Origin of the sequence: Rhodococcus sp. NPDC019647, assembly GCF_044389235.1 — a bacterium.
In the GTDB taxonomy this organism is placed as follows: domain Bacteria; phylum Actinomycetota; class Actinomycetes; order Mycobacteriales; family Mycobacteriaceae; genus Rhodococcus_F; species Rhodococcus_F oxybenzonivorans.
Genome location: NZ_JBIRXS010000007.1, coordinates 158,919 through 177,653, shown reverse-complemented (window position 1 = coordinate 177,653; position 18,735 = coordinate 158,919). Strand labels below are relative to the sequence as shown.

The window sequence follows — 18,735 nt, the reverse complement described above, 5'->3', positions numbered from 1 at the left end:
CGTTACTTCTTCGGCTTGTCGCCGACCGCTTCGGAGGACAACGCGGCGACGAAAGCCTCCTGGGGCACTTCCACTCGCCCAATGGTCTTCATGCGCTTCTTGCCCTCCTTCTGCTTTTCGAGCAGCTTGCGCTTACGGCTGATGTCGCCGCCGTAGCACTTGGCAAGCACGTCCTTGCGGATCGCGCGGATGTTCTCACGGGAGATGATCTTCGCGCCGATGGCCGCCTGGATGGGGACCTCGAACTGCTGGCGCGGAATGAGCTCGCGCAACTTGGACGTCATCCGTCCGCCGTAGGCGCCGGCGGCAGACCGGTGCACGATCGACGAGAACGCGTCGACGGCCTCGCCCTGGAGCAGGATGTCGACCTTTACCAAATCCGCTTGCTGTTCGCCGGACTCTTCGTAGTCGAGGCTCGCATACCCCTTGGTGCGGGACTTCAGCGCGTCGAAGAAGTCGAACATGATCTCGCCCATGGGCATTTCGTAGCGCAGCTCGACTCGGGTCTCCGACAGATAATCCATGCCGCCGAGTTCACCGCGCCGGTTCTGGCACAGCTCCATGATCGCCCCGATGAATTCGCTGGGCGCGATGACGGTGCACTTCACCATCGGCTCGTATACCTCGCGGATCTTGCCCTCCGGCCAGTAGGACGGGTTGGTGACGACGTGCTCGGCGCCGTCCTCCATCACCACGCGGTACACCACGTTGGGTGACGTGGAGATGAGTTCGAGGCCGAACTCGCGCTCGAGGCGGTCGCGGGTGATCTCCATGTGCAGCAGTCCGAGGAACCCGCACCGGAAACCGAATCCGAGCGCCACCGACGTCTCCGGTTCGTAGGCCAGCGCGGCGTCGTTCAGGCGCAGCTTGTCCAGGGCATCGCGCAGCACCGGGTAGTCGGAGCCGTCGAGGGGATACAGACCCGAATAGACCATCGGCTTGGGGTCGCGGTAGCCGACGAGCGGTTCCGTGGCGCCGCCACGGGCTGCGGTGACGGTGTCGCCGACGCGCGACTGCCGCACGTCCTTCACACCGGTGATGAGGTAGCCCACCTCGCCGACACCCAGTCCGATGCTGGCCTTCGGCTCCGGCGAGATGATGCCGACCTCGATGAGGTCATGGGTGGTGCCGGTCGACATCATGGTGATCTTCTCGCGCGGGGAGATCCGCCCGTCGACCACGCGGACGTAGGTGACGACACCGCGGTAGGCGTCGTACACGGAGTCGAAGATCATCGCGCGCGCCGGTCCGTCGGCGTCGCCGACCGGCGCCGGGATCTGCTTCACGACCTCGTCGAGAAGTTCCTTGACGCCCACACCGGTCTTGCCGGACACGCGCAGCACGTCGCCCGGCTCGCAGCCGGTGATGTGCGCGATTTCCTCGGCGTAGCGGTCGGGATCGGCGGCAGGCAGATCGATCTTGTTGAGCACCGGGATGATGGTGAGGTCCTTCTCCATCGCCAGATACAGGTTGGCCAGTGTCTGCGCCTCGATGCCCTGAGCGGCGTCGACCAGCAGCACCGCGCCTTCGCACGCCTCGAGGGCGCGCGAGACCTCGTACGTGAAGTCGACGTGCCCGGGCGTGTCGATGAGGTGCATGACGAATTCCTCGTCACCTACCTTCCACGGCAACCGGACGTTCTGCGCCTTGATCGTGATGCCGCGTTCGCGCTCGATGTCCATGCGGTCGAGGTACTGGGCCCGCATCTGCCGTTCTTCGACCACGCCGGTGAGCTGAAGCATGCGGTCGGCCAGCGTCGACTTGCCGTGATCGATGTGCGCGATGATGCAGAAATTCCGGATCTGTGCGGGATCCGTGAACGTCTTGTCGGCGAAGCTGCTGATGGGGGACCCCTTACCTGGACCGGCACCGGCCCGGTTCCGGGCCACTGTCACCTGTCAGGATATCCAAGCCACCGGACTCCGGCTGCTGCGGCATACACGCACTAAGCTCGACGGCCATGGCGAGCACGTGGAGCAGCATCGGGAAGACACTGGCCAAACTGGCGCGAGACAAGGGCCCCCAGTTGCTGCAGCAGCTGCAGAAGTCCGGCGCACTCGACCGCGCAGCCGGTGTGCTGACCGGTTCGGCGACCACCGCGCCGAAGCCGAGCGCCGGCCGCCCGGTTACCGCGAACTCCGCGCCGACGGCTCACCGCGCCCGCAGGGTGCAATACTCCCCCGACCTGGACGGGCGCGCGGACCCGGGCGAGATCGTGTGGACCTGGGTGGCGTACGAGGAAGATCCGGCACAGGGCAAGGACCGGCCCGTACTGGTCGTCGGGCGGGACGGCGCGACACTCCTGGGCCTCATGTTGTCTTCGCAGAGCAAGCACGACGGTGACCGCGACTGGGTGGCGGTCGGCTCGGGTTCCTGGGACTCCGAGGGTCGCCCGAGCTGGGTCCGCCTCGACCGGGTGCTCGACGTGCCCGAGGAAGGGATCCGGCGCGAGGGCGCCGTCATGGAGCGGACGACGTTCGAGCTCGTGGCAAGGCGGTTGAGAGCCGATTTCAGCTGGCAGTGAGATTCGCCGGGACAGTAAGGCCGGGCACGCACCGATGGGTGCGCGCCCGGCGTTCGTCGAAGGGAGCCGGCTTTCGTCAGCTCTGCAGGCGGTCGTACCTGCCGAACAGCGAGCGGTAGGCCAGGGCGCCCACCGCACCGCCGATCAACGGGAAAACGAGGAACAACCACACCTGCGACAGCGCGCCGACCTGATACGGGGCCACGGCGAGACTGCGGGCGGGGTTCACCGACGTGTTGTCGATCGGAATGGACACCAGGTGGATCACCGCGAGGGTGAAGCCGATGGACACACCGGCCAGCGGTACATCCGAGATCTGGTCGGTCGAGGCCAGGACGACGAACACGAGCAGAGCGGTGAGGAGGACCTCGACGATCATCGCAGCACCGATGCCGTATCCGTTCTCCAGAATGCCGCCCAGAGGGCCTTTGATCGCCGAGGGGCTGTGCTCACCCCAGCCGTTGGCCCCGAGCCCGTCGGCCTTGCGGTCGTACGACGGCAGACTCTGCGCGATGGCGTAGATGACGAGTCCTGCGAGGAGGCCGCCGATCACCTGGGCCACGATGTACAGGCCGGCCCGGACCACCGACACTCGGCCGAGGGCCAGATGTCCGATGGTGACGGCCGGATTGACGTGACACCCGGAAATGGGACCGATGGCGTAGACGAGGAAGAGAAGCGTCAGTCCGAAAGCCAGGGCCACACCGAGATTGCCGACCTTGGCTCCGGCGAACACCGCCGTGCCCACCGCCGAGAAAACCAGCACGAAAGTGCCGATTGCCTCCGCCGAGTATTTCTTGATATCCGAGATCGGCTCGACCTCTACATATTCCTGTGCGGTTGGAGACATTGAACCCACCTTCGTCGGAATGGATCGTTAGTCCTTGCTTTCCACAGTTCTGCGCCGGACTTTACGCCAGGCGGGTGATCTCCACGACGACTTCGAGATCTGTTGCCTGCCCTCCCGAGAAGATTCCCTTGAGCGGCGGGACGTCGGCGTAGTCACGCCCGACACCCACCGACACGTGCTGCTCGTTGACGGCCACAGCGTTGGTGGGGTCGTATCCCCACCACGCGCCGGTCCATGCCTCCACCCAGGCGTGACTCTCCCCCGCAATCGTGTCGTCCAGTGCCGCATCCGCTTTCGGGTGCAGATATCCCGACACGTACCGGCTGGGAATCCCCATGCTCCGTAACAGGACGAGCGTCAGGTGGGCGTAATCCTGGCATACGCCTTCCCGTTCGGCCCAGGCCTCGACTGCCGACGTGTGCACGCCCGTGGTCCCGGGAACGTACGCCATTTCCGCGTGCACCCAGTCTGCTGCGGCCACAACGGCTTCGTCGGGCGTGCACCCCTTCCGGAGGTCGCGAGCGATCGCGTCGAGCTTCCGGTTGCGGGGCGCGTACTGGGTGTTACTGAGCTGCTCGTTGAACCGGTCCGTCACCGCCGGCCCCGCCAGTTCGTCCCAATCCACCGACTCCTCGGGAGGTGAGAACGGTTCCGTCTCCACGACCGACAGCCCTGTGACCTCGAGTTCCCGATGCGGCGCATGCAAATCGAAGGCGGTGACCGCGGTACCCCAGTAGTCGGTGTAGCGATACGAACGGGTGGCCGGGGTGGTCTCCACTCGGTTGAGAATCACCGTCTGCCTGCTGTCTCCGCGGGGAGTGAGCCGCGCCTCGTTGTATGAAGACGTCACCGGCGCGTCGTAGGCATAACCGGTGGTGTGCACCACCCTCATTCGCCAGCTCACAACTCTCCCTCCACGACGGCTTCTGCGCCGACGGCCCGTGCATCGGTCCACGCCACCCACGGCGCGGCGTGAAAATACTGCAGTGCGATCGCTTCACCGAGCTCACGGCAGGTGTCCTGCAAGCCCACCAACCGGTCCTGGAGGTCCTCGAGGAGAACGCCGGGGGGCAGGAACTCGAGTTCGCTCCGCGCCCGTCCCAGCAGACGCTGCGCCTCGGCGCGCGGTCCCACCCGGCTGTCGGGTTGATGGTCGAGTTCCGCGAGACATTGTTCCGCCTGCCGGATGGCATGGAACACCGACCGCGGGAACAAGCGGTCGAGGAGGATGAACTCGACGACGCGGTTGGCGTCGAGCGCGCCGCGGTAGGTGCGCAGGTACGTGTCGTGAGCGCCCGCCGAACGCAGAACCGTCACCCACGCCGGCGACGACGGTCGGTCGCCCGCGCGGGACAGCAGCATTCGCGCCAGCATGTCGACACGTTCGATCGAGCGGCCGAGCAGCAGGAAGCGGTAGCCGTCGTCACGACTCATCGTCGAGTCGGCGAGACCGGCGAACATCGCCGCGCGCTCCTCGACGTAGCGGAAGAACTCGTGCGGCCCTAGGCGTTTGGCTGCACGTTCGCGTTCCGCCAGACCGTTGTACGTGGCGTTGAGGCACTCCCACATCTCACTCGACGTAACTTCGCGGGCACCCCTAGCGTTCTCGCGCGCACTGGCGAGCGAGTCGATGATCGAGCCGACCTGATTGCGACTGAAGGCGACGAGTTCGGTGACCGAGCGCACGTCGAGTTCCGTACTCGGAGCAGGGATTCCGAGAACCCGCAGGAGCAGCCGGGACGTTCGGTCCGGATTCACCGACGCATCGTCGAGCAGTTGATGCACCGCGACGTCGAGAATCCGCGCCATGTCGTCGGCACGCTCGACGTACCGGCCGATCCAGTACAGCGATTCCGCGTTTCTCGCCAGCATCAGCCCTCACCCCCACACTTCTGCTGCTGTTGCTGTTGCTGCTGCTGTTGCTGTTGCTGTTGCTGTTGCTGTTGCGACGTACTGAGTTCGGGACCCTGCTCGGCTTCTGCGGTCTGCGCAGGTTCGGTGACGAGTTCCTCGCCCGCGAGTTCCTGTTCCTCATCCGAGGTTCGGCTGGCGAGCACCCAAGTGTCCTTGCTGCCACCGCCCTGACTGGAATTGACCACGAGAGAACCCTCGGGCAGGGCAACCCGGGTCAGTCCCCCTGGCAGCACCCACACGTCCTCGCCGTCGTTCACCGCGAACGGGCGCAGGTCGACGTGCCGGGGCACGAGCTCGTCACCGATCTTGGTGGGCACCGTGGACAACTGGACCAGCGGCTGGGCGATCCATCCCCGCGGATCTGCCCTGATTTTCCGGGTGATCGTGTTCAGTTCCTTGGGTGAGGCGTCGGGACCGAAGACGATGCCGTAGCCACCCGAGCCTTCCACCGGTTTGATGACCAGTTCGTCTACGCGGTCGAGCACCTGCTCGCACTCGTCGTCGAGCCAGCACCGGAACGTGTCGACGTTCGCGAGCAGCGGTTTCTCACCGAGGTAGTAGTCGATGATCTGCGGCACATAGGTGTAGACCAGCTTGTCGTCGGCGACACCGTTTCCGACGGCACTCGAGATGACGACGTTGCCGGCCCGCGCGGCGTTGAGAACACCGGCCACACCCAATACCGAATCCGGCCGGAAATGCATCGGGTCGAGGTAGTCGTCGTCGATGCGGCGGTAGATGACGTCCACCTGGCGCTCACCCTCGGTGGTGCGCATGTAGACCATGTTGTCGCGGCAGAAGAGGTCGCGGCCCTCGACGAGTTCCACCCCCATCTGGCGCGCGAGCAGTGAATGCTCGAAATAGGCAGAGTTCGCGACACCGGGAGTGAGCACCACCACGGTCGGGTCGGCCTCGTTGAGCGCGGCGGACGCCCGCAGCGCGCGCAGCAGATGCGTGGAGTAGTCGCCGACCGAACGCACGCGATGGGACATGAACAGGTCGGGGAAGACGCGCGCCATGGTGCGGCGATTCTCCATCACATAGGACACTCCCGACGGCGACCGCAGGTTGTCCTCGAGTACGCGGAACACCCCGTTCTCGTCACGAACGAGGTCGATACCGGCCACGTGAATGCGCACACCGTTGGGTGGAACGATGCCCGACGCCTCCCGGTGGAAGTGCTCACACGAGGTGACCAATCGTTTCGGGAGGACGTGATCGCGCAGGATGCGCTGCTCCCCGTAGACGTCGTGGAGGAACATCTCCAGCGCTTTCACGCGCTGCTTGATCCCTTTCTCGAGGCGCGTCCACTCCGCGGCGGCGATCACCCGGGGGACGAGATCGAGCGGAAACGGCCGTTCCTGACCGGAGAGGGAGAATGTCACGCCCTGGTCGATGAAGGCCCTGCCCAGCGCCTCGGAGCGGGCGGCGAGATCGGCGCTGTCGGCCGGCTCGAGGGCCTTGAAGACACCCTTGTAGGGCGGCCGGACACTGCCGTCACGGTCGAACATCTCGTCGAACGCCAGCCCGTACCCTCCCACGTCGACATAGCCGTCGAACACGTGCGCGGCCCGCGCCGGCTTGCGTGATCGGGTCGTCACAGAGGCTCGCGCCTGAGCTGCTGACGCTTTCACGCCCTTCTGTCTGCTGTCGCCCGAGATGGGAGCCGGCGCCTTCGTGCTTCCCTGCGACTTCGTTACTGTTGACGACTTCGATGCTGGGGGCGTCATCCCAGACATGCTGCTACATGTACACCCGTTCAGCAGCGCAGCCGCCCTGTCCCCGGCGCGTCCGGGGTCCGGTTTGAGATCGGACCCCGATCACTGGTAATCTCGCCTGTCGGTGCATAAGTGTGCGCCCACAGCTTTCTAGACCGTATCCAGCTTAAGACGACAGGATTTTACGCGTGGCCAACATCAAGTCCCAGGTGAAGCGGATCCGTACCAACGAGGCGGCCCGACTCCGTAACCAGTCGGTGAAGTCCTCGCTGCGCACGGCCATCCGCTCGTTCCGCGAGGCTGCGGCGGCCGGTGACAAGGACAAGGCCAACGAGCTCCTCGTCGCCACCAGCCGCAAGCTCGACAAGGCGGCCAGCAAGGGCGTCATTCACGCCAACCAGGCTGCCAACAAGAAGTCTGCTCTCGCGCAGGCTCTCAACAAGATCTGACGACACCTTCGTCGTAGCTCTCCAACAGCCGCTCGGTCCTCGGATCGAGCGGCTGTTGTCGTGCGCCGATCAGAGCTGCCGTAGCAGCGATACGCGTCCGACCGCGCTCTCGACGGCATAGTCCGCGTCTGCAGCGGCACCTTTCACGTCTGCGTTGAGAGCGGCGACGATACGCAGCGCTTCGCCGACGGACGCCGGAGTCCACCCTTTGGCGATAGCCTGCACCTTCTTGATCTTCCAGGGCGGCATGCCCAGCTCGGACGCCATCCGAAACGGATCCCCCCTGCCTGCGGGCGCCACGCGCGCAATCGAGTGCACCGCGTCGGCGAGCGCGTCGGCGAGCAGCACGTGCGGTACCCCGCGCAGCATTGCCCATCGCAGCGCTTCCCTGGCACCCGCCGTGTCCCCGGCCACAGCCTTGTCCGCGACATCGAACCCGGTCACCTCGGCCTTGCCCGAGTAGTACCGCTGAACGGCAGCCACGTCGATCTTCCCGCCGGTGTCGGCGGTGAGCTGTGAGCAGGCGGCCGCAAGTTCCCGCAGATTCGAGCCCACACCCTCGAACACGGTCTGGACCACTTCCGGTGACACCCGGACGCCGAGCGTTCGGAACTCGCCGCGGATGAAGCCGATGATGTCACCGGACTTCAACTTGGCGCACTGGTGAGTGACCGCGCCGAGTTTCTCGAGGGAGCCGGTCATCGCCTTCGCACGCCCACCGCCGGAGTGCAGAACCACGAGTACGACACCGGGCGGCGGGTCTGCTGCGGCGTCGAGAATGAGCGCGACCGCATCCTTACCCGCCTCCGCTGCGGACTCCAGCACCACCACCCGGTCTTCCGCGAACAGGGACGGACTCAGCAGCTCGGCCAGTTCTGCTGCACCGGCATCACCGGCCCGCAGACGGTTGACGGGCAGTTCGGCACCCTGCGCGACGGCAGCAGTGGCCCGGACCTGGGCGACCACGGTCGACACCGCGCGTTCGACGAGGAATTCCTCGTCGCCGAGGACCAGGTGAAGTTGTTCGAGCTGGGTTGGGGTGCTCACGCGACAATCGTGCCACGGGCGGCGGACACGGACGGCGACCCCCGGCGCCTATCGGACGGACGCGACCTCAACTGATCACCTCTCGCGTCAGGAATGCCAGTACGTCGGCCAGTGAGCCGCGCCGTTCGAACTCGGCGCGTTGCTGCTCTGCGCCCGTTCCGTCACGGAGCATCGAATCGAGTCCGGCCTCGAGGAAGGTCCGATCCTCGGCGCCGAGGACGTCACTCACCGTTTCGTGCAACAACTCGAGTTGCCGCCGGATCGCCAAAGGCCGGGTCGAAACCGGACTCGTGCATTCCCCGTCCAGCCCTTCTCGGGCCGCCCGCCACTGCTCGGCACGTAAGAGTTCGATCCTCGGTGAGTCGACGGACACCCCGTCGTCGATATACCGCAACGCCCGCGCGACCAGCCCCTTCACCGCAATGGCGTACACGGACGCGTGCGCGGCGGTCATGGCGACGTCCGCGATCCGAATCTCGATGGTCGGCTGCGCGTCGGACAGTCGAACGTGCCAATAGATCATGCCGCGGTCGAGAGCAGCGCCGCTGGCAATCATCGCGGTCACGGTGTCCTCGTACTCCTCGGCGGAGTCGAAACGCGGCGGCGGGCCTGCGGACGGCCAGCGCGACCACAGGATGTGACGCCAGCTGTGGTAGCCGGTGTCCTGCCCGCTGTGAAAGGGCGAGTTCGCGGCCAGCGCCAGGACGACGGGCAGCCATCCTCGGATGTAGTTGCTCACCTGTACACCGATCTGACGGTTCGGTATCCCCACGTGAACATGGCAGCCACACGTAGTGACCGAATCGACGATCGGCCCGAAACGACGCGCCATCTTCTGGTAGCGCGGTGTCGGCGTGATCGCAGCGGGACCTTCCTCGACCATCAGCGGGGTGCCACTGGGCAGGAGCAGGAGATCGCGGTCCGCGGCAACCTTCACCAGACTGCTGCGCAGAGTGCGCAATTGCTCGTGCACCTCTTCACCGGTGGAGCACACACCGGTCGCCGTTTCGATCTGGGGCCGGGACAGTTCCCGCTGCAGTCCCTGGATTTCCTCACCGGCTTCCGCCACCACATCGGGTCCCGCGTCGGAGAGATGCCCCGAGGAGTCGACCAGGAAAAACTCCTCCTCGACGCCGACGGTGAGGTTTCGAACCGATTCCCTTGCTGCAGCGCCCATCCGAGAGGTATCCCCCGATCGGTCGATACGAAACCGGAGCACCCGCTCACGTGAAGCCGATCACCTCTTCACCCCACGCACGGCGAAGATCCCGATCGGGGTCCGCCGCCACCGCATCCGCCTTGCCGATCAACAGCGTGGCGCGGTCCGTCTCGTCGTACCGTGGCCAGGGCGTTTCGGTTTCCCCGCCGTCCGGGTTGCCCGCCGACGCGAAGGACAGCCACCGCCGCTGAATCCGATCGGATACGTGAGCGGCGGCCCGGCGGCCACCGAGCTTGAAGGTGGGGTCCCGGGGGACGACACCGAAGTTCCCGAACACATAGGGCACTTCCGTCCCGTGGGTCGCACCGATTCGCGCCGCCCGGAGAAAAGGCGTGGCGTAATCGAACCGATACAACCACGTGGGTGCGACGCGACTGTGGGCCTCTGCGATCCACAAAGTGGGCATCCGGAAAGCAGCGTCCCGTGAGATCTCCATTGCGGACCGCCTCTTCGGGTAATCGGGGTATGCCGCCTCCACCTGCTGCTCTTCGTCCACCGGCAGGTCGGGGTTGTCGGCCGCGATCGCCACGAACATCTGGTGGACGGCGTCCGGGGTGATGGGCATGAGCGGAGACTTCATCAGCCGGAACATCGACGCCTCGTCCTTGTTGGTCCCGATCAGCAGCGGCACCTTGTGCGCGAGGCCGTGACGGAACGCGGCCACCGGGTAGTGCGGTACCACGTCACCGTCCACGGTGGGCGCAACCGCCAGCGTGCCGGGGACGCGAGCAGGCACCTGCTGCACGAGTTCCACGCAGGCCGCAGTCAACACGTCGACGGGAAGATCGCGGAGACGTCCCACCTCGGCGGGAGCCAGGCCGACCAGTTCGAGGAACGACTCGGCAATAGACGCCGCGCGGTCGCTGCCGTAGACCGAGGTCGCGGGTGAACTTTCGGCGATCGCCCGGTGGAAGAGTCCTTCCGCGGCGGGCGACGTCATCAGCGTGGTCACCGCGCCGCCCCCCGCGGACTCGCCGAACAGTGTCACATCGGCCGGGTCGCCACCGAACGCGGCGATGTTCGCTCGCACCCACTTCAGCGCCTCGATCTGATCGCGGAGACCGAGGTTCGTATCGAAAGGCTGCTCTGCCGTCGAGAACGACGAGAAGTCCAGGAAACCGAGAGCACCCAGTCGATAATTGATCGTGACCACCACGACGTCGCCGCGCTCCACCAGATGGCAGGCATCGAACATCCGCTGCGCCGAGGACCCGAGGTAGTAGGCACCACCATGAATCCACACCATGACGGGGCGTGGTCGATTCTGCGGACCTTCGGGGGCCCAGATATTCAATGACAGGCAATCCTCGTCGACCGTGAGGCCTGGGTCGATGGGCAGCGGCCCGTGCTCGTTCTGCGGTGCTATCGGCCCGAACACCGAGCAGTCGCGCACGCCCTCCCACGCCGCAGCAGCCTGTGGGGCGCGGAAGCGCAGGTCGCCGATCGGCGGAGCCGCATAGGGTATCCCCTTCCACACCAGTGCGCCGGCGAAGCGCACGCCTCGCGCGGTTCCCTGAGCGATGGTCACGAGTGGACTATCGGTGGACGGCACCATGCCGCCATCTTCTCTGCCGACAAGAATTCACGAGTCGGTTCCAGCAATTCTTCCGGCCGGGGCACGGCCCGACCCCCATCTGGCAGACTGGGCGTCAACACTGGGCGTGCCCGGATGTGGAGGACCCGATGCGGGACGACGAGCAGGAAGCGACTCGCTCACAGCCTGTCGACAAAGCGTCGGCATCGTTGACAGGATTGGCCGAACTGGTATACGCTGGCGCGGACTTTCGGGATGTCCAGCAAGCAGTCTGCGATGTCGCCCCCATTCTCGTCGACGGCTGTTCCCACGCCAGCCTGATGCTTCACGAGAAGGGTCGATTCGTCACCGCCGCGGCCAATGACACCATCGCCGCCCGGGTGGACGAATTGGAGCGGAGCGAAAACGAAGGTCCGTGTGTCGATGCCATCGTCGAGGAGACACCGCAATTGGTACCGGACCTGACCGCCGCACACGAGTGGCCACGATTGGTGCGCCGGGTGCTCGCCGAGACCCCGGTTCGCGGTGCAGCCGGGTTCCGCCTCGTCGTCCGGCGTCGGAAGGTCGGCGCCCTCAACCTCTTCGCCGATACGCCCGGCGCGTTGACGGCAGCATCCGTCGAACAGGGGATCATGCTCGCATCGTTCGCCGCCGTGGCCCTCACCGCGGCGCATGAGCACCTCGAAGCGGAGACGTTACGGGCGGGGTTGACCAGCAATCGGGAGATAGGGAAGGCATTGGGCTTGATGATGGCGTTTCACAACATCACCGAAGACCAGGCGCTGGCGATCCTGCAGGCGACATCTCAGGAAATGAACGTCAAGATCTCGGCGCTGGCTGAGGAAATCATCGTTCATCACCACAAGAACCTGAGCTGACCGGCACCAGTTCAGCCCCCGACTTCACTCCAGCTCGGCGGCCTCCGGGTTCCCGGCAATGCCCAGCATGGACAGCAGCAACCGGCAATCGTCGGCGTCCAGCGATGATGCGGCGACAACGCGCTGCGCCCGGCGAACCTGACCCGCGTCGAGGACATCGTCCACATCGAGATCTGCCTGCTCAGCTTCCGACATACCTCTCACCTCCAATGCGGATGCACTTCAGGACCATTCGCCGCAGTATTTGTCACCGGATGGTAGTCGCAGTTGCCGCGCGGCATACACACATCGCGCATCGAATCCGCAATCGGTGCGGCCTACGGAAGTGCCCGTAACGGTTCGCTCAGTTCGTTCGCGAAGAATTCGAAGAATCCATCGACGTCGGGACCCGCGTTGATCAGCGCCAGACGATCGAACCCGGCGTCGACGAACTTACCTGCCACCTCCAGATGACGCTGCACGTCAGGACCACACGCCATCCCTTCCTGGACATCCTCCGGACGTACTGTCGCCGTGGCCGCCTCGAAGTTGATCGGGTTCGGCAGCTCCGCCTGCACCTTCCATCCCGTCATACCGAAACGGAACTTGTCGTGCGCCGAGTTCACGGCCGACTCCACGTCCGGCGCCCACGCGAGCGGCACTTCACCGTACTTGGGCCCCGATCCGCCGGCGTCGGAGTACGCCCGCACCAGTTCGGCGTCGGGTTCGGTGGCGAACAACCCGTCCCCCAGTTCCGCGGCGAGCCGCGCGGCGTCCGCGCCCCCTGCCGCGACGGCAATCGTGGGCGGCACCTCGGGCAGGTCGTGCACGCGGGCGTCGTCCAACGTCAGGTGCTTGCCCTCGTAGGAATGGTAGCCACCCGACCACAGCAGTCGAATGATGTCGAGCGATTCGCGCAGCATCTCGTGCCGCACCCGCACCGACGGCCACCCACCGCCCACCACATGTTCGTTGAGACGCTCTCCCGAGCCCAGACCGAGTGTGAAGCGCCCTTCGCTCAGCACTGCGGTGGTGGCGGCGGCCTGCGCGATGATTGCGGGGTGGTAGCGGACGAACGGGCAGGTGACACCCGTTGCCAAGCCGATCGTGCTGGTTCGGGCGGCGGCCGCGGCGAGCATCGACCACACGAATCCCGAGTGGCCGTGGCTGTAGAGCCACGGATGGTAATGATCGCTCACCTCGACGAAGTCGAAACCCGCACGCTCGGCCTCCACCGCTTGGCGCACGATTTCCCGTGGATCGAACGTTTCGGCCATGAGCTTGAAACCGACCTGCATGAGGAATCCTCCTGTGTCGTCGAGTTCCGAGCAGGTTGCCCGCACGGCGGCGTACTCACACAGCGCCGGCGAGAGAGGCAGGCCACACCGGTGCCCAGAGCAGCGCGAGACCGACCGCGGCCCCGAACAGCAGCAGGCGGAATCGTCGGAAGCGCAACGCCACCCCGATCAAGACTGTGCAGGCGAGGACGGACAGTGCGCCTACCGGCCCCGACGGGACCGGTATCGACGCCCCGGGGATCCGCGACCCCTGGTCGGCCACGGTGACGAGCCACCAGAGTGGCCACTGCGTCAGGCGTACCGTCACTTCCGCGACCGGCACCGAGACCGCTGATACGAGGGCGGTGACGGCGCCGAGCACCGTGACGATTCCGATGACAGGCGCGACCAGGAGATTGGCCCCCACCGACACCGCGCTCACGGTCCCCGTCATTGCGGCGACGATGGGCGCGGTCACCGCGAAGGCAGCCACTGCGACGGCCACCATTTCCGCTGCCGCGCGCGGCCATCGCCGCTCAACGAGAAGGTCCACCCAGACCGGCGCGACGACGATCAACGCCGCGGTGGCCGTGACGGACAGGAGAAACCCGAAGTCCACAGCCAGCGCCGGAAAGCACATCAGCAACACGATGACACCCGCGGCGAGAGCCGGTACCGCCTGCTTTCGCCGACCGCTCACGAGAGCGAGCAACGCAACCGAGCCCATCGCCGCGGCGCGCAGCACGCTGGGCGACGGCCTCGCCACCACGACGAAAGCGACCAGCGCGCCGACCGCCAGAACGGCGCCGGCCCGCGGGCCGAGTCCGAGCGCCCGGACCAGGAGCAACACCGCCCCCAGGAGGATGCTGACGTTCGCGCCGGACACCGCCGTCAGGTGTGTCAGTCCGGTTGTCGTGAAATCGTCCTTCACTTCGGCCGACAGCGACGACGTATCCCCCACCACCAGCCCAGGCAGCAGTCCGGCCTCGTCGGGCGGCAGAACGGCGGCCGCGACTGTGAACCGGGCGCGCAGGGTGCCCGCCCATCGCTGGTGAGGAGGTGCCGGTCCCACTTCCGAGGGTGGACCGGACACCCGGACCGTGGCCAGAGTCAGATCGCGGTGCATCGGCGGGCTCACCTGCCCTCGCAGGACCACCTCCTGTCCCGGCAGCAGACCGGACCACCCATCGGACGGGGCGAGTACGACTATCGACCCACTCGCGTGAACAGTCTCGGTGGCTTTGCGTATCTCGCGCAGATGCGCGTCGACGCGGACCCGTCGGCCGAAACTCGCGAGCTGCTGTGGGTCGTCGGCGATTTCGATCACCAACGTCACCCACGCACCGTTCGACGCCAGGTTCACCATCGGGTGCGTCTCGGCGGCCTGTACCCGCACGGCGACGGCCGTGCTACACACGCATCCGAACAGAAGAAACGCCAGTGCCGTCGTCCGATGCGCTGTCCACTGGGAGTCACCCGACCGAACACTCGCCGCGACCAGCGCGACAGCAACGAGAAACGAGCCACCCACCACGCACCACGCGGTTCGTGAACCCCACAGGATCCCGCCTCCGGTCGTTGCCCAGCAGGCCGCAGCGAAGGGAACGAGGCGGACGTCGAGCCGGTGCGACTCCCGCTCGGACCTCACACGGTGACCTGCGACCGTAGCTTCTCGAGGCGCACCGGCCCGATCCCGTCCACCTCGCCGAGTTGGGCCACGTCCGTGAACTTCCCATTGGTGGTGCGCCACGCAATGATGGCTGCCGCGGTCACCGGGCCGACGCCGGGCAAGGCATCGAGCTCGGTCTCCGTGGCCGTGTTCAGATCGACGAGCCCGCCCGTCGTTGCCTTCCCGTCCGCCGGTGCGGCGCCCGGAGTGGAGACGCCGCCCACCGCACTGGGCGCCGCTCCGGGCGCGGCCACCCCAACCACGATTTGGTCACCATCGGAAAGTCGTTGCGCCAGATTGAGAGCGAGAGTGTCTCCGCCGGTGCGCACTCCTCCCGCGGCGGCGAGTGCGTCGGCAACCCGTGAGCCAGGCGGCAGCCGCACGAGCCCGGGCGTGCTCACCAAACCGACCACGCTCACCACGATTTCGTCCACCGGCGGCGGAAGCTGCGGCCGAGCTGCCTCGGCCGGCTCCGCGGCGGGGGTGGCCTCCGAACGGACGTGCGCAAGGGGAAGGGAGGGCACGGCCTGCGCCTCCGGCTGACCGCTGCGAACACTGATCACGGCGACTGTCGCCAGAATCAGCCCCACTATGACGAGGACGGCTGCGCCTGCGCGGCCGGGGTCGACGCGCGCATCCCGCCAGCGTTCCGGAAGGGCGCGGGACCATCGCCCTTGCGCAGACCACGACGGCGCGTCCTCGGTTTCGGCGTCCTCGGCGTGCGCCAACCATCCCGGTGTGGAGGGGCCGGACGGGGCTACCGCACCCGGAGGAAGATGCGCGTCCTCCCCCGACGTGATGAACGTAAGACGGCTCCGTCCTCGCGAACGCTCTTCCCTGTTGCCCATGCAGAGAAGGTAGAACGTCGCGGCGGCCGATCAGCGAGGTTGTGGGTGAGAAAAATTGGCCTGTGGATCAGCTCGAGGTTGTGGATGAATCGGCGTCTGCATAGCCCTCGGCGGGCTCCGGGCAGAGAACGACGCCGATAGCGCCTGCCCCCACGTGGGCCCCGATCACCGAACTGAAATCAGTGACTACGAGGTCGCTGACCTGCGGAATTCGTTCTTTCAGCCGCTGCGCGACCGACTCGGCCCGGTCGGGTGCATGCATGTGATGCACAGCCACCGAGGTTCTGTCCACCCCTGCCAGCTCGACGGCGGAATCGATCATCTTCGCCATCGCCTTGGTGGAGGTCCGGGTTTTCTCCTTCAGGACGAGTCGTCCATCCACGAGATGCAGCACCGGTTTCATCGCCAGCGCGGTGCCGAGCAACGCGGCCGCCGCGCCGATCCGCCCCCCGCGGCGCAACTGATCGAGCCGGTCCACGACAATCAGGCAACGGCTGCGACCCGCTACGTCGACAGCCCGCCGGTACACCGTCTCGAGGTCGGCACCGCTCATCGCCAACCGTGCTGCTTCCAGCACCGGGTATCCCAAACCCATTCCAGCCGACTGGGAATCGACGATGCGCACGCGACCGTCGAACTCCTGCGCCGCCTGTCGTCCGGCCTCCCAGGTTCCCGACAACTGGCGGGAGATGTGCACGGCGACCACGCCGGCGCCCTCGCTCGCTTCCCACGCCGCCGCGTAGGCCTCGGACAGCTCGCCGGGCGAGGCACCCGCGGTGGTGACGCCGGCGAGGTCCTCCGGAATGACGTCGATTCCCTCGCGAAAGTCCTCGTCGCCACTGAGAACATGAAGGGGCACGACCTGGATTGCTTGCTCCTCGACGACCTCGGGAACGAGCGAGGCCGACGAATCGGTGACAACGACAACGGGCATGGGACTACTCGGCCCTGCTCGACACCGCGTCCGCGGCAGTGATGTCTTCGCCCAGCGTCGGTGCCGCTCCGGTGGCACGAAGAGCGGTCAGCATGGCCGCCGCTACCTGGGCGTGACCGTCCCAGCCCCAGTGGATTCCGTCCGGATTGCCTCGGCCACCGAAGATGTCGGCTCGCACAGCCTCCGCGAGGTCGACGAGCGGAACGTTCTTGTCCTCCGCCCACCCCGTGATGGCCGCGACAGCACCCGGCCGGCCGGAGTGCACCTTGCCGTAGGCCTCACTGCGGTGGACGGACGGGAGAGTGCCGACGACGGGCAGTTCCGGTCGCATGTATTCGAGCGCCGCCCGGGAGCTTTCGAGGTACTCGACGCTCAACTTCGGGGGCAACGCGACCGGCCATCCGAGCGGAGACAGCCGCGGCTGCAACCATTGGTAGGCAGTACGCACGACCCTGCGCAGCGCCGGCGGACGAATGTAGCGAAGCTGCTCCCGCATCGCGGTGGGCAGCGGGGACGGCAGAGAGTCCATTCCCCCGACCGCGAACACGACAGCACCCGCCCGCGGGACGGCCGACCACACACGGGGGTCCTGGGTCAGGGCCCACCAGACGTCACGACTGGTCCAACCGATCCGCGCAACAAGCTCCACGTCCCAGTCCAGCTCGCGCCCAACGATGTTGGGCCAGATGTCGGGATGGTTGGACGGCAAGCCGCCCTTGGGCCCGTAGTAGGACAGTGAATCGGCGAGCACGAGAAGGACCGGCCGCTCTCCGGAACCGGCCTCCATGTCAGAGGACGTCACTTGCCACGCTCGCGGATGCGTTCCAGACGTCCAGGCGCCAGCTCGGCGAGTCGGAGTTTCCGTGCGCACTGAGCTGAACCCAGCTGGTGTTACCGAGACCACCGAGCACCGGCCAATGACTGACAGGAAGATCGAGAAGCGCCGCGGTGAGTGCAGCAATCAATCCGCCGTGGGCAACCAGCACGACGGGCTGTTCGGCCCAATCCTCGTACTTCTCGAGAAGCTCGGCCACCACCGGCGTGCTGCGGCGCGCGACATCGACACGGCTCTCTCCGCCGGGCGGTGCCCACGTCGCGTCGCTACGCCACGCCGCGCGAGCACCCGGCGCCCGCGCGTCGACGTCGAGGTGAGTCAGCCCCTGCCACTCACCGAGATGGGTTTCCCGCAGACGCTCGTCGATCTGCACCGGCAGTCCGGCGTTGTCGCCGATCTCCACCGCCGTGTCGTACGCACGCCGCAGGTCCGAGGACACGATAGAGATCGGTGAGCGACCGACGAGGACGGCGGCAGCAGCGCGGGCCTGCCTCCGGCCGAGTTCGGACAGGTCGGTGTCGAGCTGACCCTGCATGCGGTTTCCGGCGTTGTACGCGGTTTGGCCGTGCCTCAGCAGAATGAGCCGTCGCGGGGCGCGCGGAGCGTCCGTCACTGCTCGGATTCCTCACTGTTCGCGGAGCCGGGATCAGCACCGTTGGTCGCGGGGGCGTGCAGGCCGATCCCGTCGACCGGGACGGTGGGGCAGTCCTTCCAGAGCCGCTCGAGTGCGTAGAAGTTACGTTCCTCGTTGTGCTGCACGTGGATGACGACGTCCACGAAGTCCAGCAGCGCCCACCGACCCTCCCGGGTGCCTTCACGGCGCACCGGCTTGTGACCGGCCTCACGCAGACGTTCCTCGATGTTCTCGACTATCGCGTTCACCTGGCGCTCGTTGGGCGCCGACGCGATGACGAAGCAGTCGGTGATGACCAGCTGCTCGGAAACATCGAGCACCACCACATCGGAGGCCAGCTTCTCGTCGGCCGCCACTGCCGCGATGCGTGCCATCGCGATGGCTTCGGTCGTTGCGCTCACTCGATGTTCTCCAGTTCGTTGAAAA

The 18,735-nt window shown here is 66.4% G+C and carries 19 protein-coding genes; 3 read left to right on the top strand and 16 right to left on the bottom strand.

Annotated features, from left to right (window positions below):
- Window positions 1-2: 2 nt before the first annotated feature.
- Window positions 3-1,895 (bottom strand): translation elongation factor 4, encoded by a 1,893-nt coding sequence (gene lepA, locus ACH49N_RS16590; RefSeq protein ID WP_109328974.1) that lies wholly within the window; start codon window positions 1,893-1,895, stop codon window positions 3-5.
- A 65-nt stretch (window positions 1,896-1,960) separates the two neighbouring features.
- Here lepA and ACH49N_RS16585 point away from each other — a divergent pair, with 65 nt between their 5' ends.
- Entirely contained in the window at window positions 1,961-2,524 is a 564-nt protein-coding gene (locus tag ACH49N_RS16585; RefSeq protein ID WP_159921443.1) for a type II toxin-antitoxin system PemK/MazF family toxin, read from the top strand.
- A gap of 76 nt (window positions 2,525-2,600) precedes the next feature.
- Here ACH49N_RS16585 and ACH49N_RS16580 read toward each other — a convergent pair whose 3' ends face one another.
- From ACH49N_RS16580 to ACH49N_RS16565, 4 genes are all read right to left on the bottom strand, one after another.
- Entirely contained in the window at window positions 2,601-3,374 is a 774-nt protein-coding gene (locus ACH49N_RS16580) for an aquaporin (protein ID WP_109328969.1), read from the bottom strand.
- A 61-nt stretch (window positions 3,375-3,435) separates the two neighbouring features.
- Window positions 3,436-4,266 carry a transglutaminase family protein gene (locus tag ACH49N_RS16575; RefSeq protein ID WP_358274619.1) on the bottom strand — a complete coding sequence of 277 codons (831 nt, stop codon included), beginning with the start codon at window positions 4,264-4,266 and terminating at the stop codon, window positions 3,436-3,438.
- 8 nt (window positions 4,267-4,274) lie between these two features.
- Window positions 4,275-5,246 (bottom strand): alpha-E domain-containing protein, encoded by a 972-nt coding sequence (locus tag ACH49N_RS16570; RefSeq protein ID WP_159921439.1) that lies wholly within the window; start codon window positions 5,244-5,246, stop codon window positions 4,275-4,277.
- On the bottom strand, window positions 5,246-6,889 hold the full coding sequence (locus ACH49N_RS16565) for a circularly permuted type 2 ATP-grasp protein (RefSeq protein ID WP_358274461.1): 1,644 nt from the start codon (window positions 6,887-6,889) through the stop codon (window positions 5,246-5,248). Before ACH49N_RS16565 ends, ACH49N_RS16570 begins: the two co-directional genes overlap by 1 nt.
- 305 nt (window positions 6,890-7,194) lie before the next feature.
- Between ACH49N_RS16565 and rpsT the strand changes: the two genes are divergently transcribed.
- Complete coding sequence (rpsT, locus tag ACH49N_RS16560; protein ID WP_109328964.1) at window positions 7,195-7,455, top strand: 30S ribosomal protein S20; 261 nt, start codon at window positions 7,195-7,197, stop codon at window positions 7,453-7,455.
- A gap of 69 nt (window positions 7,456-7,524) precedes the next feature.
- Here rpsT and holA read toward each other — a convergent pair whose 3' ends face one another.
- The 3 genes from holA to ACH49N_RS16545 all read right to left on the bottom strand — a co-directional run bounded on the left by holA (window position 7,525) and on the right by ACH49N_RS16545 (window position 11,276).
- Window positions 7,525-8,502, bottom strand: coding sequence for a DNA polymerase III subunit delta (gene holA, locus ACH49N_RS16555; protein ID WP_159921435.1), 978 nt, complete (start codon window positions 8,500-8,502; stop codon window positions 7,525-7,527).
- 67 nt (window positions 8,503-8,569) lie between these two features.
- Complete coding sequence (locus ACH49N_RS16550) at window positions 8,570-9,679, bottom strand: glutamate--cysteine ligase (RefSeq protein WP_358274463.1); 1,110 nt, start codon at window positions 9,677-9,679, stop codon at window positions 8,570-8,572.
- 46 nt (window positions 9,680-9,725) lie between these two features.
- Window positions 9,726-11,276 (bottom strand): carboxylesterase/lipase family protein, encoded by a 1,551-nt coding sequence (locus tag ACH49N_RS16545; RefSeq protein ID WP_358274465.1) that lies wholly within the window; start codon window positions 11,274-11,276, stop codon window positions 9,726-9,728.
- A 128-nt stretch (window positions 11,277-11,404) separates the two neighbouring features.
- Here ACH49N_RS16545 and ACH49N_RS16540 point away from each other — a divergent pair, with 128 nt between their 5' ends.
- Window positions 11,405-12,133: a GAF and ANTAR domain-containing protein gene (locus tag ACH49N_RS16540; RefSeq protein ID WP_250771420.1), complete on the top strand. Its 729-nt coding sequence runs from the start codon at window positions 11,405-11,407 to the stop codon at window positions 12,131-12,133.
- Window positions 12,134-12,157: 24 nt separating this feature from the next.
- Here the strand turns inward: ACH49N_RS16540 and ACH49N_RS16535 are convergent, their stop codons facing one another.
- The 8 genes from ACH49N_RS16535 to rsfS all read right to left on the bottom strand — a co-directional run bounded on the left by ACH49N_RS16535 (window position 12,158) and on the right by rsfS (window position 18,710).
- Entirely contained in the window at window positions 12,158-12,328 is a 171-nt protein-coding gene (locus tag ACH49N_RS16535) for a hypothetical protein (protein WP_204164911.1), read from the bottom strand.
- Window positions 12,329-12,450: 122 nt separating this feature from the next.
- A complete protein-coding gene (locus ACH49N_RS16530) occupies window positions 12,451-13,410 on the bottom strand; it encodes a TIGR03557 family F420-dependent LLM class oxidoreductase (protein ID WP_358274467.1) in 960 nt (319 codons plus the stop codon).
- 55 nt (window positions 13,411-13,465) lie between these two features.
- Entirely contained in the window at window positions 13,466-15,037 is a 1,572-nt protein-coding gene (locus tag ACH49N_RS16525; RefSeq protein ID WP_358274469.1) for a ComEC/Rec2 family competence protein, read from the bottom strand.
- On the bottom strand, window positions 15,034-15,906 hold the full coding sequence (locus ACH49N_RS16520) for a ComEA family DNA-binding protein (protein WP_358274471.1): 873 nt from the start codon (window positions 15,904-15,906) through the stop codon (window positions 15,034-15,036). Before ACH49N_RS16520 ends, ACH49N_RS16525 begins: the two co-directional genes overlap by 4 nt.
- A gap of 67 nt (window positions 15,907-15,973) precedes the next feature.
- On the bottom strand, window positions 15,974-16,840 hold the full coding sequence (locus ACH49N_RS16515) for a DegV family protein (RefSeq protein ID WP_358274472.1): 867 nt from the start codon (window positions 16,838-16,840) through the stop codon (window positions 15,974-15,976).
- Between the two features lie 4 nt (window positions 16,841-16,844).
- Window positions 16,845-17,642, bottom strand: a complete 798-nt coding sequence (gene octT, locus ACH49N_RS16510) for a diglucosylglycerate octanoyltransferase (protein ID WP_358274474.1) — start codon at window positions 17,640-17,642, stop codon at window positions 16,845-16,847.
- Window positions 17,629-18,288, bottom strand: coding sequence for a histidine phosphatase family protein (locus ACH49N_RS16505; protein ID WP_358274475.1), 660 nt, complete (start codon window positions 18,286-18,288; stop codon window positions 17,629-17,631). Before ACH49N_RS16505 ends, octT begins: the two co-directional genes overlap by 14 nt.
- Window positions 18,285-18,710, bottom strand: a complete 426-nt coding sequence (rsfS, locus tag ACH49N_RS16500) for a ribosome silencing factor (RefSeq protein ID WP_109328947.1) — start codon at window positions 18,708-18,710, stop codon at window positions 18,285-18,287. The genes ACH49N_RS16505 and rsfS overlap by 4 nt, the downstream gene beginning before the upstream one ends.
- Window positions 18,711-18,735 lie beyond the last annotated feature (25 nt).

Bases quoted from the DNA above. Each gene is read 5' to 3' on its own strand.
- ACH49N_RS16585 (WP_159921443.1), top strand. From the start codon at position 1,961: ATGGCGAGCACGTGGAGCAGCATCGGGAAGACACTGGCCAAACTGGCG.
- ACH49N_RS16580 (WP_109328969.1), bottom strand. From the start codon at position 3,374: ATGTCTCCAACCGCACAGGAATATGTAGAGGTCGAGCCGATCTCGGAT.
- ACH49N_RS16575 (WP_358274619.1), bottom strand. From the start codon at position 4,266: ATGAGGGTGGTGCACACCACCGGTTATGCCTACGACGCGCCGGTGACG.
- ACH49N_RS16570 (WP_159921439.1), bottom strand. From the start codon at position 5,246: ATGCTGGCGAGAAACGCGGAATCGCTGTACTGGATCGGCCGGTACGTC.
- ACH49N_RS16550 (WP_358274463.1), bottom strand. From the start codon at position 9,679: ATGGGCGCTGCAGCAAGGGAATCGGTTCGAAACCTCACCGTCGGCGTC.
- ACH49N_RS16545 (WP_358274465.1), bottom strand. From the start codon at position 11,276: ATGGTGCCGTCCACCGATAGTCCACTCGTGACCATCGCTCAGGGAACC.
- ACH49N_RS16540 (WP_250771420.1), top strand. From the start codon at position 11,405: ATGCGGGACGACGAGCAGGAAGCGACTCGCTCACAGCCTGTCGACAAA.
- ACH49N_RS16535 (WP_204164911.1), bottom strand. From the start codon at position 12,328: ATGTCGGAAGCTGAGCAGGCAGATCTCGATGTGGACGATGTCCTCGAC.
- ACH49N_RS16530 (WP_358274467.1), bottom strand. From the start codon at position 13,410: ATGCAGGTCGGTTTCAAGCTCATGGCCGAAACGTTCGATCCACGGGAA.
- ACH49N_RS16520 (WP_358274471.1), bottom strand. From the start codon at position 15,906: ATGGGCAACAGGGAAGAGCGTTCGCGAGGACGGAGCCGTCTTACGTTC.
- ACH49N_RS16515 (WP_358274472.1), bottom strand. From the start codon at position 16,840: ATGCCCGTTGTCGTTGTCACCGATTCGTCGGCCTCGCTCGTTCCCGAG.